The organism is Nitrospina gracilis 3/211, from assembly GCF_000341545.2.
Classification (GTDB): domain Bacteria; phylum Nitrospinota; class Nitrospinia; order Nitrospinales; family Nitrospinaceae; genus Nitrospina; species Nitrospina gracilis.
Genome location: NZ_HG422173.1, coordinates 2,874,921 through 2,887,337, shown reverse-complemented (window position 1 = coordinate 2,887,337; position 12,417 = coordinate 2,874,921). Strand labels below are relative to the sequence as shown.

Annotated in this window: 14 protein-coding genes; 6 read left to right on the top strand and 8 right to left on the bottom strand. The window is 60.6% G+C overall.

All coding sequences use genetic code 11. From position 1 onward, the window contains the following. Nucleotides 1–16 precede the first annotated feature (16 nt). From TX82_RS13845 to TX82_RS13830, 4 genes are all read right to left on the bottom strand, one after another. Entirely contained in the window at nt 17–1,021 is a 1,005-nt protein-coding gene (locus TX82_RS13845; protein WP_005005623.1) for a nucleotidyltransferase family protein, read from the bottom strand. Beyond that, nucleotides 1,018–2,058, bottom strand: a complete 1,041-nt coding sequence (mtnA, locus tag TX82_RS13840) for an S-methyl-5-thioribose-1-phosphate isomerase (RefSeq protein ID WP_005005620.1) — start codon at nt 2,056–2,058, stop codon at nt 1,018–1,020. The genes TX82_RS13845 and mtnA overlap by 4 nt, the downstream gene beginning before the upstream one ends. A gap of 27 nt (nt 2,059–2,085) precedes the next feature. Then, nucleotides 2,086–2,385 carry a DUF167 domain-containing protein gene (locus TX82_RS13835; RefSeq protein WP_005005619.1) on the bottom strand — a complete coding sequence of 100 codons (300 nt, stop codon included), beginning with the start codon at nt 2,383–2,385 and terminating at the stop codon, nt 2,086–2,088. Nucleotides 2,386–2,447: 62 nt separating this feature from the next. Then, nucleotides 2,448–2,750, bottom strand: a complete 303-nt coding sequence (locus TX82_RS13830) for a YggT family protein (RefSeq protein WP_005005617.1) — start codon at nt 2,748–2,750, stop codon at nt 2,448–2,450. 215 nt (nt 2,751–2,965) lie between these two features. Between TX82_RS13830 and asnS the strand changes: the two genes are divergently transcribed. Next, nucleotides 2,966–4,366, top strand: a complete 1,401-nt coding sequence (gene asnS, locus TX82_RS13825; protein WP_005005616.1) for an asparagine--tRNA ligase — start codon at nt 2,966–2,968, stop codon at nt 4,364–4,366. 12 nt (nt 4,367–4,378) lie between these two features. Here the strand turns inward: asnS and rlmD are convergent, their stop codons facing one another. Then, a complete protein-coding gene (rlmD, locus tag TX82_RS13820) occupies nt 4,379–5,752 on the bottom strand; it encodes a 23S rRNA (uracil(1939)-C(5))-methyltransferase RlmD (RefSeq protein ID WP_042251354.1) in 1,374 nt (457 codons plus the stop codon). Between the two features lie 101 nt (nt 5,753–5,853). On the opposite strand from rlmD, the gene TX82_RS13815 reads away from it, so the two are divergent. Together TX82_RS13815 and TX82_RS13810 are read left to right on the top strand one after the other, a co-directional pair. Continuing rightward, nucleotides 5,854–6,612 carry a phosphorylase family protein gene (locus TX82_RS13815; protein ID WP_005005611.1) on the top strand — a complete coding sequence of 253 codons (759 nt, stop codon included), beginning with the start codon at nt 5,854–5,856 and terminating at the stop codon, nt 6,610–6,612. Nucleotides 6,613–6,634: 22 nt separating this feature from the next. Further along, the gene (locus TX82_RS13810; RefSeq protein WP_005005609.1) at nt 6,635–7,003 is read left to right on the top strand and encodes a hypothetical protein; all 369 of its coding nucleotides are present in this window, start codon (nt 6,635–6,637) and stop codon (nt 7,001–7,003) included. Between the two features lie 63 nt (nt 7,004–7,066). On the opposite strand, the gene TX82_RS13805 is transcribed toward TX82_RS13810, so the two are convergent. Genes TX82_RS13805 through TX82_RS13795 form a run of 3 tightly spaced genes read right to left on the bottom strand, consistent with a single transcriptional unit; the run spans nt 7,067 to nt 9,353 of the window. Further along, the gene (locus tag TX82_RS13805) at nt 7,067–8,023 is read right to left on the bottom strand and encodes a Kelch repeat-containing protein (RefSeq protein WP_005005607.1); all 957 of its coding nucleotides are present in this window, start codon (nt 8,021–8,023) and stop codon (nt 7,067–7,069) included. Nucleotides 8,024–8,061: 38 nt separating this feature from the next. Further along, nucleotides 8,062–8,898, bottom strand: coding sequence for a 3-deoxy-8-phosphooctulonate synthase (kdsA, locus tag TX82_RS13800; protein ID WP_005005606.1), 837 nt, complete (start codon nt 8,896–8,898; stop codon nt 8,062–8,064). 44 nt (nt 8,899–8,942) lie between these two features. Continuing rightward, nucleotides 8,943–9,353: a response regulator gene (locus TX82_RS13795; protein ID WP_005005605.1), complete on the bottom strand. Its 411-nt coding sequence runs from the start codon at nt 9,351–9,353 to the stop codon at nt 8,943–8,945. A 168-nt stretch (nt 9,354–9,521) separates the two neighbouring features. Between TX82_RS13795 and TX82_RS13790 the strand changes: the two genes are divergently transcribed. From TX82_RS13790 to TX82_RS15420, 3 genes are read left to right on the top strand one after another with little or no spacing between them, the layout of a single operon-like run. Continuing rightward, nucleotides 9,522–10,883 carry an NfeD family protein gene (locus tag TX82_RS13790; protein WP_005005602.1) on the top strand — a complete coding sequence of 454 codons (1,362 nt, stop codon included), beginning with the start codon at nt 9,522–9,524 and terminating at the stop codon, nt 10,881–10,883. Between the two features lie 7 nt (nt 10,884–10,890). Then, on the top strand, nt 10,891–11,754 hold the full coding sequence (locus TX82_RS13785; protein ID WP_005005600.1) for an alpha/beta hydrolase: 864 nt from the start codon (nt 10,891–10,893) through the stop codon (nt 11,752–11,754). After that, nucleotides 11,751–12,416 carry an ankyrin repeat domain-containing protein gene (locus tag TX82_RS15420; protein ID WP_005005599.1) on the top strand — a complete coding sequence of 222 codons (666 nt, stop codon included), beginning with the start codon at nt 11,751–11,753 and terminating at the stop codon, nt 12,414–12,416. The genes TX82_RS13785 and TX82_RS15420 overlap by 4 nt, the downstream gene beginning before the upstream one ends. Nucleotide 12,417 lies beyond the last annotated feature (1 nt).

The window sequence follows — 12,417 nt, the reverse complement described above, 5'->3', positions numbered from 1 at the left end:
GAAGGCGCGGCGGTTGTCAGGCCTTCGCCGCCAGCACGGCGTCTTCGCACCGCGTTGCCGTGGATACGGTGACGCCGTCGCCCAGGATCGACCGCGTCACTCGCGCTTCCGCCTCCAGCGTGATGCCGCGCCAGCAGACCGTGTTGTCCACGGTCACGTTTTCCCCAATCACACAGCCGTCGCCCAGAACCGTGTACGGGCCCAGACGCGCGCTTTCGGCAATCGTGCATTCGTGGCCGATGTGTACTGGCGGAATGATTGTGGCCCGACCGGGATCGGCAGACGGCTCAGGCAGTCGCCAGCGGGTGGTGCCATCCAGAACGTCGCGGTGGATACGGTGGTAGCTGGCCGGCTGGCCGATGTCGATCCAGTAATCTTCGTGAATGTAGCCGTATACGGGCAGGCCGTCTTCGATCATCTGCGGAAACACGTCGGTGGTGGTGCCGGAGAACACACCCTCCGCCATGTAGTCGAACACTCGCGGGTCCATGACCTGAATGCCGGTGAAGGTGTAGCGGTGATCCGTGTCCGGTGTGTTTTTGGATGGCACGCCGGGCATGTGCACGATGCGTCCGCTGTCGTCGATCTCGATGGGGTCGCAGGCTTCCGGTGAGTCGCCTGCCTTGAGAACCAGCGTCAGTACCGCTCCCTTTTCTTCATGGAACGCCTGCACGTGTTTCAGATCGATGTCGGCGAAAACGTCGGAGTTCATCACCAGAAACGGCGCGCCCTCCAGAAACTTCTGGGCGTTCTTGATGCCCCCCGCAGTTCCGAGGATGGCTTCCTCTTTCAACCAGTTGATGTGCACGCCGAAGCCACCGCCCTCGCGGAAATGCGCGATCACTTTGTCCGGCAGGTGGTGCAGGTTGATGGTGAGGTCGTTGATACCCTGGCCGCGCAGGAGTTGGATGGAGTGCTCCAGCATGGGGCGGTTCATGACCGGCACCATGGGTTTCGGGGTGTGGAGGGTGAGCGGTCTCAGCCGCGTGCCGAAGCCCGCCGCCAGGATCATCGCCTTCATGATGCCCCGGCCAGCGCCTTCAGTGATTCCGTGTAAGGGGGACGCGCGATGCCACGCTCGGTGATGATGGCGGTGACGAATTCGTTCGGCGTCACGTCGAACGCCGGGTGCGAAGCGTCCACGCCTTCCGGTGCGATGCGTTGTTTGTTAAGCGTCACCACTTCTTCCGCACTGCGTTCCTCGATGGGGATGGCATCGCCGGAAGCCAGCGTCAGGTCGAGCGTCGACACCGGTGCGGCGACGTAGAACGGGATTCCGTGCTGGCGCGCCATCACCGCCACCATGTAGGTGCCGATCTTGTTGGCGACGTCCCCGTTGGCGGCAATGCGGTCCGCTCCGACCACCACCACGTCGATCTCCTGTTTGCGCATGAAATGACCGCACATGTTGTCGGTGATGAGCTTGACCGGGATGTTGTCCTCTTTGAGTTCCCACGCCGTCAGCCGCGCGCCCTGCAGGAACGGCCGCGTTTCGTTGGCGAGCACGCGCACGTTTTTTCCCGCGTTCACCGCCGCGCGAACCACGCCGAGCGCGGTGCCGAATCCCGCCGTGGCCAGCGCGCCCGCATTGCAATGAGTGAGGATGGTGCTGTTGTCTTCGATGAGAGACTGGCCGAACCCCCCCATCTTTTCGTTGGTGGCGATGTCTTCTGTGTAGATCGCCATCGCTTCCTGCTTGAGGCGTTGCTTGATGTCCGAGACGGACAGGTGGCTGTGCGCTTTGGTCACCGTCAGCATGCGGTCGATGGCCCATTTCAGGTTCACTGCCGTCGGCCGCGCCTGACCGAGTTTCGCGCACTGCTGTTCCAATTGCGCCATGAACGTGTTGTAGTCCGCGGCGTCGATGGCGTTGGCGCCGAGGCTGATGCCCATGGCGGCGGCCACGCCGATGGCCGGCGCACCGCGGATGACCATGCCGCGGATTGCCTCACCGACGTCTTCTATCGTTTTGCAGTCCACAAAAACCGTCTCAGAAGGCAGGCGGGTCTGGTCGATCATCCTGACCACGCCGTCCATGTATTCGATTGTCTTGACCATGTTGAAAACCAGTATGAGTGAATGAAATCAGGTCAGGTGCGGTTTCAGTTTTTCGCGGAACGCCGCTTCGTCCATGCCGTCAACCTGGATCACCTTGTTGCGGGAAGTGGAGCCGCTGACGATGGACAGTTTTGACGGCGCCATGCCCAGCGTTTTGCCCAGCAGTTTCAGGCAGGCTTTATTCGCCGCGCCTTCCACCGGCGGAGAAGTGAGTCGAACCTTCAACGCACCATCGTGCACGCCCGCAATCTCATTGCGCGACGTCCGGGGTTGAATCGTAACAGAAAACGTGAGGCCGTGGTCATTCTTTTTAATGGAAAGGGACATGGGAGAGACCCTGTAGGCGGCCGGTGCGGCTCACCTCAAGCGGATTCGGTGCGCCGCCGGGGTCACTGCAGTTGCATGGCCAGCATGCGGAGCGACGTCACCAGAAACTCCTGCAAAAACACGATGCCAAGCAGGATGATGATCGGCGAAAAATCGATGCCCATGCCGCCGCCCATGCCGATCCAGTTGCGCACGCGGTTCATCAGGGGATCGGTCATCGCATGCAGGAACTGCACGATCGGGTTGTAAGGATCGGGATTCACCCACGACAGCAGCGCGCGGATGATGACGATCCACATGTACAGGTTGAGCGCAATTCCCAATACAGTGGCGGTGGCGTTGATGAATTCGGCTAGAATAAACACGGACGGATGCGGTGGTTCCCGGTTGCCGGCAGGCGGTAAACGGGTGGAGAAAATTACAGTTTCGGTTTCGTTGTCAACCTGCCTTAACCTATCCGAAAACCCCTGTCATGTCAACACGACCCGTGTTTCGGCACTTTTCCCTTTTCAGTCAATTCCGAAAAAGTTTATAGTGGTTTCGCCAACTGCATGACACGAATTGTTTGGGATGAAAAGTCATGGATAAAAGCAAGCGCGCCCGGGTAAAAGAGTTGCTGACAAAGGGCGAACCGCGCGACGACGTCATCGTCGAAGGCTGGGTGAAAACCCGCCGCGATTCCAAGGGCGGCTTTTCGTTTCTGGAGATCAACGACGGCTCCTGCCAGAAAAACATCCAGGCCATCGTCGATCACTCCCTCGACGCCTACAAGCAAAACGAAAAGAAACTCCAGACCGGAAGCTGTGTCGGCGTGCGCGGCAAACTGGTGGCCTCGCAGGGCAAGGGGCAGTCTGTGGAAATCCAGACAGGTGAGCTGTGGGTGTACGGGGGCGCCGACCCGGAAACCTATCCTCTCCAGAAAAAATACCATTCTCTGGAGTTCCTGCGCGAGATTGCCCACCTGCGCCCGCGCACCAACACCATCGGTGCCGTCATGCGGGTGAGAAACCGCCTCGCGTTTTCCATCCACCGCTTCTTCCAGGACCGCGGGTTTGTGTATCTGCACACGCCGATCATCACCACCAGTGACTGCGAGGGCGCGGGCGAGATGTTTCAGGTGACGACCCTGGACCTCAACCAGGTGCCGAAGGACAACGGGCAGGTGAATTACGGCGAAGATTTTTTCGGGCGCAAGGCCAACCTCACGGTGAGCGGTCAACTGGAAGGTGAGATCTACGCCATGGCGCTGTCGCTCATTTACACCTTTGGGCCGACGTTCCGTGCGGAGAACTCCAACACCAGCCGCCACCTCTCCGAGTTCTGGATGGTGGAGCCGGAGATGGCGTTCTATGATCTGGATGACGACATGGATCTCGCCGAAAAGTTCATCCAGTACCTGTTCAAGGACGTGCTGGAGGAATGCTCCGAGGACCTGGAGTTTTTCAACAACCGCATCGACAAACACCTGATCGAAACGCTGACCCATGTCGCGGAAAACCGGTTCGAACGCATCCCGTACTCCGACGCCGTCCACCTGCTGGAGAAGAGCAACGAAAAGTTCACTTACTCGGTGGAGTGGGGATGCAACCTGCAGGCGGAGCACGAACGGTATCTCGCCGAGAAACATTTCAAGAAACCGGTGATCATTTACAACTACCCGGAGTCCATAAAGCCGTTTTACATGAAGCTCAACGACGACGGCGAGACGGTGCGCGCGATGGACGTGCTCCTGCCAAGGCTGGGCGAGATCATCGGCGGCAGCCAGCGCGAGGACGACCTGGACACGTTGCAGAAACGCATCAAGGAAAAGGGGCTCGATCTGGAGGAATACTGGTGGTACCTGGATCTGCGGCGCTTCGGCAGTGCGCCGCACAGCGGGTTCGGGTTGGGATTCGAGCGCCTCGTGCAGTTTGTCAGCGGCGTTGAGAACATCCGAGACGTCATACCCTTTCCCCGCACCCCCAAGCACGCGGGGTTTTGACGTTCTCCCGCATCACTCCCGTTCCAGTAGAACCGCCGTCTCCACGTGCTGGGTCTGCGGAAACATGTCGATCACCTTGATTGCGCGTACGGCGTAGCCCTGCATGAGTGCGAGGTCCCGCGCCAGCGTGGCCGGGTTGCAGGAGACGTAGATGATGCGGTCCGGTTTCATTTCCAGAATCCCCGTAACCACTTCCTGCGAACACCCCTTGCGCGGCGGATCGAGCACCACGGTCTTCACCGCCGCCAGTTCTTCTTTAAGCTGGAACGCACGCTCAAGCGGCATGTTCAAAAAGCGACAGGTGGTGATTCCGTTCAAATGCGCGCTTTGTTCCGCGTCCTCGATGTTCGAGGCGGCGGAGTCGATGCCCACCACCTCGCACCCCGCTTTCGCCAGCCACAGGCTGATGCCGCCGTTGCCGCAGTAGGCATCGAGCACCGAGCCGTCGGTGCCTTCCACCCAGCTTTGCACGATGCCGTAGAGCTTGACCGACTGGTACGGGTTGATCTGGAAGAACGACGGCAGGGAAAGATGGAACTCCAGTTCGCCCAGTTTCTCACGGAAAAAATCCTGTCCCCACAGCGTGATATTTTCGTGGCCGAGGATGACGTTGGTCTTCGAGCGGTTGATGTTGTGAATGACGCCCTGGATGCCGAAACTTTTCAATCGGGCCTCATCGGTAAGGTCGTCCATGAATTTGCGCGAAAACTCGCCGTGGGTGGTGACCAGTCCCACCAGCGCCTCGCCCGTCGCCGCCGAGTGCCGCACCACCAGCCCGCGCAGGAATCCAGTGTGACGCCGTTCGTTGTAGATCGACAGGCTGTGGCTCTCGATCAATCCCCGCAACCATTCCTTGATGGCGGTGATCGGTTCCATCAGCGTGTGGCATTCGACGTGATCGACCACGTGGTGCGTGCCCTGGCGGTAAAAGCCGATCGACGGTTTCTTGCCGCGTTTTTCGATGGCGTAGTTGGCCTTGTTGCGGTAGTGGAGAGGCTGGTCGGCGGGGACAGGATCGATCCCCACCGCGACGTTCAACCCGCCGACGTGCGCCAGCGCATCCTGTACCTGCCGGACCTTGAACTCCATCTGCTTTGAGTAATCCCAGTCCTGGATTTTGCATCCGCCGCATTCCGGGAACACCGCGCACGGCGCATCCACTCGGTCGGGGGTCGAGTGCAGGCGTTTGATGACACGCGTCACCCCGAAACGTTTGGTGGTTTTGGTGATCCGCGCTTTCACCCGGTCCTGCGGAAGGGTGTGGGGCACGAACAAGGTGTAGCCATGGTGGTGGGTGACGCCGTCGCCGCTCGATGCCAGCGATTCCACTTCCAGTTCCACATCGTCGCCGACGTGCACCGGGATTTCCAGTTTCTGTTTGGCCAAGGTGTGCTCCCTGTGAGAAAAGTCTGCGATCATACTACCGCAAAGCCCGCCGCGTCAAAAATGGATTCAATCGGCAGGGTGAAGGGAGTACAATCGGGCGCATGGAACATCATTTGTGCATCATTGGCGCCATCCGGGAAGAGATTGCGGGCATCAAGGGCCGCATGAAGATCGACGAGTCGATCAAACTGAACGGCGCGTCGGCGTTCGTCGGCACGTGGGAAGGCTACCGCGTTGTGCTGGTGCGGTCGGGTGTCGGACGCAGGCGGGCCGCCAAAGCGTTTCAACAGGTGTGCGACTACTTCCCTCTCGTGCAGGTGATTTCCATCGGCTTTGCCGGGGGGCTCGATCCCGCCTTGCAGGTTGGTGACCTGCTGATCGCCGATACCATCACGATGGTTCGCGACGGAGCGGCGGTGACCACCGAATCGATGGCCATTCCCGTGGCACTGGTGAACCAGGCAATGGTGGTGGCCTGCCCGGAGGGTGCAACCGCCTACCAGGGCACGCTGCTGACCGCGGACGACGTCGTCAGCCACCCCGACGACAAAATAAAGCTGGGGCAAACGCATGGTGCGCTGGGCGTGGATATGGAAACGTTCGAGCTGGCAAAAGAAGCCGAGCGGCGTGACGTCCCGTTTTTGTCCGTGCGCTCCGTCACCGATACGGCGGAGCAGAGCCTGATGAACTGTTCGCACCTGGTTGATGACGACGGGAATGTCTCGACCCTCAAAGCCGGGTGGCACGTGCTGACGCATCCCGGCGATCTCACCGGCATGATCGAACTCGGCAAACATGCCCGCCTTGCCACCGCCCACCTGACGTCTTATTTAAAGGAATACCTGCATTGCCTCAAATGATTTTCCAAAGGAGCGAACGCGTATGTTGCGATGGATGAGTTGCGCCCTGTTAACCATAGCCCTTTTGCTTCCGGTGTCCACTTATGCTCGGGAATTGCGCCAGCCGTGGCAGATATTGATCGATTCCGTCACCTACCTGCGCGGTCTGCCGGAGGTGGCGTGGGTCCGTGTCGAGGGGCATCATGTTTTGATCGGCTGGACGGAGCCACCGCGTCGTTTTCGCGCTATCAACCTCACTGCCGCGAAATACGCCAGTCGCGCCCTGCCGAAAGAAGAAGTACACATCGTCAGCCTGCGCGCCAATCAGGACGAATGGCATCCGGGCAGTGATGAACCCTCCCTCTGCACCACCGCCGCAATCAAAGGCGAAATCATCAAGACCAATTGTTAGGGTCTGGAATGGGCTGGAAAGTCATCGTCCGCCCGCGGGGCACCACTCCTTTGCCTTGCCCTGTCAGGGAGTGAACACCTGGTGGTATTGACTGCCGCCGCCGCCAGGATTGGGGCCGCCGGTGATGAGGTGGATGGATCCGTTCACCACCGCCGAGCCCAGGCCGTGGCAGGGATTGGGCATGGGTTTGTAGGTTTTCCAGGTATTGGTGCCGGGGTCGTAGGCCTCGTTTTTGTCGAAAGTGCCCTCGGTGGCTTCGCCGCCGAAAACGAAAATCTTTCCATTCACCGCCTGCGAAGTGATGCCGCTCCGTTTGGTGGGGAGCGGTGCCAGCCTCTGCCATTTTCCGGTTTTCGGGTCGAACGCCTCGTTGCGGTCCAGATTATCCCCGAAATCGACGTCGATGCGTCCGCCCAGCGCGTAGAGTTTGCCGTTCATCACCGAAACGGTCAAATGATCGCGCGGCGTCGGGATATCGGCGGCTTCCGTCCACGTGTCGGTGGCCGGATCGTACACCTCGTGCGCGCCGGTGTTCTTGAGCCGAAAGAATTTCCTGAACGCGCCGCCCACTGCATGAATCCTGCCGTCGATCACTCCCGCCCCCAGCGCGCCGCGTTCCGTGGGCATCGGCGCCTTTTCCGTCCAGGCATTCGATTGCGGATCGTACCCGTAAATCGTGTCCACCGGCGACCACATTCCCGTGGCGAATCCGCCAACGACGTAAATCATGCCGTTCACCGTCACCGCCGCGACATGGTGCAGAGCGCGGGGCAGGGAGGCGGCTTCCGACCATTGGCCACTTGCCGGATCATACACCTCTACTTTGTCGGCGATGCCTTCCGGCGTGAAGCCGCCGATCACGTAAATTTTCTCGTTGAGAGTGACAACGCCGACTTCCGTGCGCGGCGTGGGCGTGGGAGCGAGGACTTTCCAGCTTCCTTCCTGTGCAGGCGAAGCGGAGGGACCTGCGGTAAAGAGCAGGGCGCATCCCAGGAAAAAAGGGAGCCATTTGAATTTCATCCCGCACCTCCGAGGAAGAAAGGGAAGAAGAGTGGCTTTTAAGAAAGCCGCAGCGCGTCGAGTTGTTTGATCTGGTCGAGGAACGCCGGAAGCGTGTCCAGCCTCAGCATGTTGGGACCGTCCGACGGCGCGCTGTCGGGGTCCGGGTGCACTTCCATGAACAGCATGTCGCAGCCCACGGCCACCGCGCCACGCGTCAGGTACGGTACCAGCTCGCGCTGTCCGCCGGAGGTCGTGCCCTGGCCGCCGGGCAACTGCAAGCTGTGCGTGCAGTCGAAACAGACCGGATAGCCGAGTTCGCGCATCAAAACCAGCGAGCGCATGTCCACGACGAGGTTGTTGTAGCCGAACATGAAACCGCGCTCGGTGAGCACGATGTTCTCGTTGCCGGTTTCCTTCACTTTATCGACGACGTTTTTCATGTCCCACGGCGCGAGGAACTGGCCTTTCTTCACGTTGACGGGTTTGCCGGTCTTGGCTGTTTTCACCACCAGGTCCGTCTGCCGGCACAGGAACGCCGGAATCTGGAGAATGTCCAGCACCTCGGCGGCGGGATCGACCTCCTCCTCCTTGTGCACGTCGGAGAGGACCGGCACGCCGAGTTCCTTCTTCACCTTGTTCAGGATGCGCAGGCCTTCTTCGAGGCCCGGTCCGCGAAACGATTTGTACGATGACCGATTGGCCTTGTCGTACGACGACTTGTAAATGAACGGAATGCCCGCCTTCGAGAAGACTTCCTGCAACTGCTCGGCGGTTTCCATGGCGTGCTTTTCGGATTCGATGACGCACGGTCCCGCGATGACCGCCAGCGGATGCCCGTTGCCGACGGCGATGGGGCCGATGTGCACTTCCTGCGTTTTCAAACTGGATTCCATAATTCAATAATTCTATTGCGAGGTTATGTGGTTTCGTTGCCGATTCAGGGAAGGGGCAGGGGGTGCGGCGTTTCCGGGCGCGACTGCAACCCGTCGGGCGCGAGGTAGCCGTAGGCGATCTCCCGCACCTTTTCGTTGTTGGCCGCGGTGAAAATGTTTTCGAACCCCATCTCCCGGTACGGTTCCAGATCCACCTTCTGGTCCGCGTGCTGGACCATCAGAATGAAATGAAGGCTCCGGTCCTTCTTCTTCACCCGTTCCAGCGCCTTCAGGTCCGTCTGCCCTTTGCGAATCACGTAAATCAGCAGGTCGCACTGGATCGGCGTGCGTTTGCCAAAAGCGTTGGCCAGGCTGACAAAGCTCATGATGGTGAAACTCTCCTGCTTGAGAAACTTGGCCAGCTGGAGGCGCTCGAACTTGACCGGATCGACAATGAAAATGGTTTTGTAATCCATGAGTAATACCCGTGTTTCCAATCGGTTCAGTGTAACACCAAACGTACGGCCCTTGAACCAATTTTCCCGGGCGTTGGGTTTGGCCTGTTTGGACGCGGCTTTTCGGTTTGACTTTGTTCCGGGGGTTTGAAAAAATATTTGTAATCAATCCTTTATCCCGTGCTCCCTATGTACTGGAAACAATGGATGGCGGTGTTCGGATGCGGCTTCCTGCTGGCGGTGGGCGGGGCGTTTGCCGAAGACACCGAAACCCAGCAAGCGCCGCCTTCGGCCTCGACCCAGAGCACCTCCTCGGGCCGTGTGGTGGTCATCAACATTGCGGGAGCCATCAACCCCGTCTCCGCCGACTACACCAGCAAACACATCCAGGCCGCCAGTGACGAAGGCGCGGCGCTGGTGGTCCTGCAGATGGACACGCCGGGCGGACTCGACACCGCCATGCGGCAGATCATCAAGGCCATCCAGGCCTCGGATGTTCCGGTAGCCACTTATGTTGCGCCCAGCGGATCGCGCGCCGCCTCGGCGGGCACGTTCATCACCATCGCCTCGCACGTGGCGGCCATGGCGCCGGGCACCAACATCGGAGCGGCGCACCCGGTCAACCTGATGGGCGGCGGCCAGCAGGATGACAAGCAGGGCAAACCGTCGCCGATGGAAGAAAAAGTGGTCAACGACGCCTCGGCGTACATCCGGTCGCTCGCCGAAAAACGCGGCCGCAACGCCTACTGGGCGGAGAAGGCCGTCCGGCAGAGCCAGTCCATCTCCGCCGAGGAGGCGAAGAAGCTGGGTGTGATCGATCTCGTCGCCGGGAGTCTCGATGCGCTCCTGCTGGCCATCGACGGACGGGAGGTGAAACTCGACAACGGGCGCACGGTGACGCTCGACACCAAAAACAAACCCATCGTGCACCGCGAGATGACCCCGCGCGAACAGATCCTCGACGTCATCTCCAACCCCAACGTTGCCTACATCCTGATGATGATCGGCATGGTGGGACTGTACTTTGAATTGTCGAATCCCGGCCTCATCCTGCCCGGCATCCTGGGCGGCATCAGCATGATCCTCGCCCTCTACGCCATGCAGACACTGCCCATCAATTACGCGGGATTGCTTTTGATCCTGCTCGGTGGCATTTTGTTCGTCGTCGAACTCAACGTGCCGACGTTCGGCCTGCTGACCGCGGGCGGCACGGTGTCGCTGTTGCTGGGATCGATCATGCTGATTGACAGCGACGACCCGGCGATGCAGATTTCGAAGACGGTGCTGATCCCAACGTTCGTCGTCTCGGTGCTGGTGACGGCGGGTGCGGTGTGGCTGGCCACGCGCTCCGCCGGGCTGAAGGCGGTGAGCGGCCAGGAGGCGCTTGTCGGCGAGCACGGCACGGCCTACTCCAGGCTCAATCCCAAAGGCAGGGTCATGGTGCACGGGGAAGTGTGGCAGGCGGTGTGCGACGGCACCATCAACAAGGGCGAGCCGGTGGTGGTGGAGGCGCTCGACGGCCTCACCGTGCGGGTCAAAAAATCCGGTTGATGCGTTGATGAAAGGAAAGCCTATTTTCGAGACGGCGGCGGCAATCCTGGCGATCCTCGTGTTCTACGCGGTGGTGCTGGTCAGTTGCGAGAACAAGATCATCTACCACCCGCACACGTACCCGGACGGCGAGTGGGACGCGGCGGACGGCATGACGGTGGAGGACGTGTGGTTCACCGCATCCGACGGCACGAAACTGCACGGCTGGTACTTCCCCGCCATGGAAGCGCGCGCGACGCTCTTGTTCTTTCATGGCAACGCGGGCAACCTGACGCACCGCGTGGACAACATCCAGCGTCTCACGCCGCTCGGCCTCAACGTGTTCATCTTCGATTACCGCGGCTACGGCAAAAGCGAAGGCGCGCCGGACGAAGAGGGCATCCTGCAAGACGCGCAGGCGGCGTACGACACGCTGGTGAAGGAACGCAAGGTGCCGCCGGATACGGTGATCCTGTTCGGCCGCTCGCTGGGTGGGGCGTTCGCCACCGACGTCGCGCACCACAACCCGGCGGCGGGGCTGATCCTCGAGGCGGCGTTCACCAACGCGCGCGACATGGCGGGCGCGATGTTCCCCGTCCTGCCCATCGGCTGGGCCATTCGTTCAAAGTTGAACGCGGTGGACAAGGTGCCGGACATCACCATCCCGAAGCTCATCATCCACGGCACCGACGACGAAGTGGTGCCGTACAAACTGGGACGCAAGTTGTACGATGCGGCGGCGGAGCCGAAAGCGTTTTACGATCTCCCCGGCGCGGGGCACAACAACACCTACCGCCTGGGCGGGCAGGCGTACTTCGACCGCATCCACCAATTCGTCGATGAGGCGCTGGCGGAAGGCAAACCCAAACCTTCAAACAAGCAGACTCCATGAAAAAAATCTGGATGGTATGGATGGCGGCGGCGGTCTGGATGCTGGGCGGACTCGCCGCCTGCGGCAACGAAGCGACCAGCCACCTGCACGAGGCGGCGAAGATCGGCGCGGTCGGCATGATGGACAAGCTGATCGAGCAGGGCGAGGACATCAACGTCAAGGACGCGTTCCACCGGACGCCCCTGCACTGGGCCGTGGCGCGGGGTCACGTTGAGGCCGTGCGCTACCTCGTCGATCACAAGGCCAACGTCAACGCGCGCGACCGCGAGGGCTTCACGCCGCTCCACCTGGCGACGCAGTTGGGCGAACCGGCGATGGCGCGCCTGCTCATCGAAAACGGCGCGGACCTGGAATTGAAAGAGAACTCGTGGCAGAAAACGCCGCTTCATTTCGTGGCGCAGTTCGGCACCGAAAATCTGGCGAAGCTGTTCGTTGAGAAGGGCGCGAACGTGAACGTGCGCGACGCGCTGGAGTTGACGCCGCTTCATTACGCATCCTTGAGCGGACAGCAGGGCGTCGTCACGTTGCTGGTGGATCACGGGGCCGACGTTCACGCGCGCGGACAGGACCCCTTCACCCGCCAGCCGAACACCACGCCCATGCAACTCGCCTTCGACCCGCAGATGCGCCTCCTCCTCAAATCCTTGGGCGCGAAGGAATAGA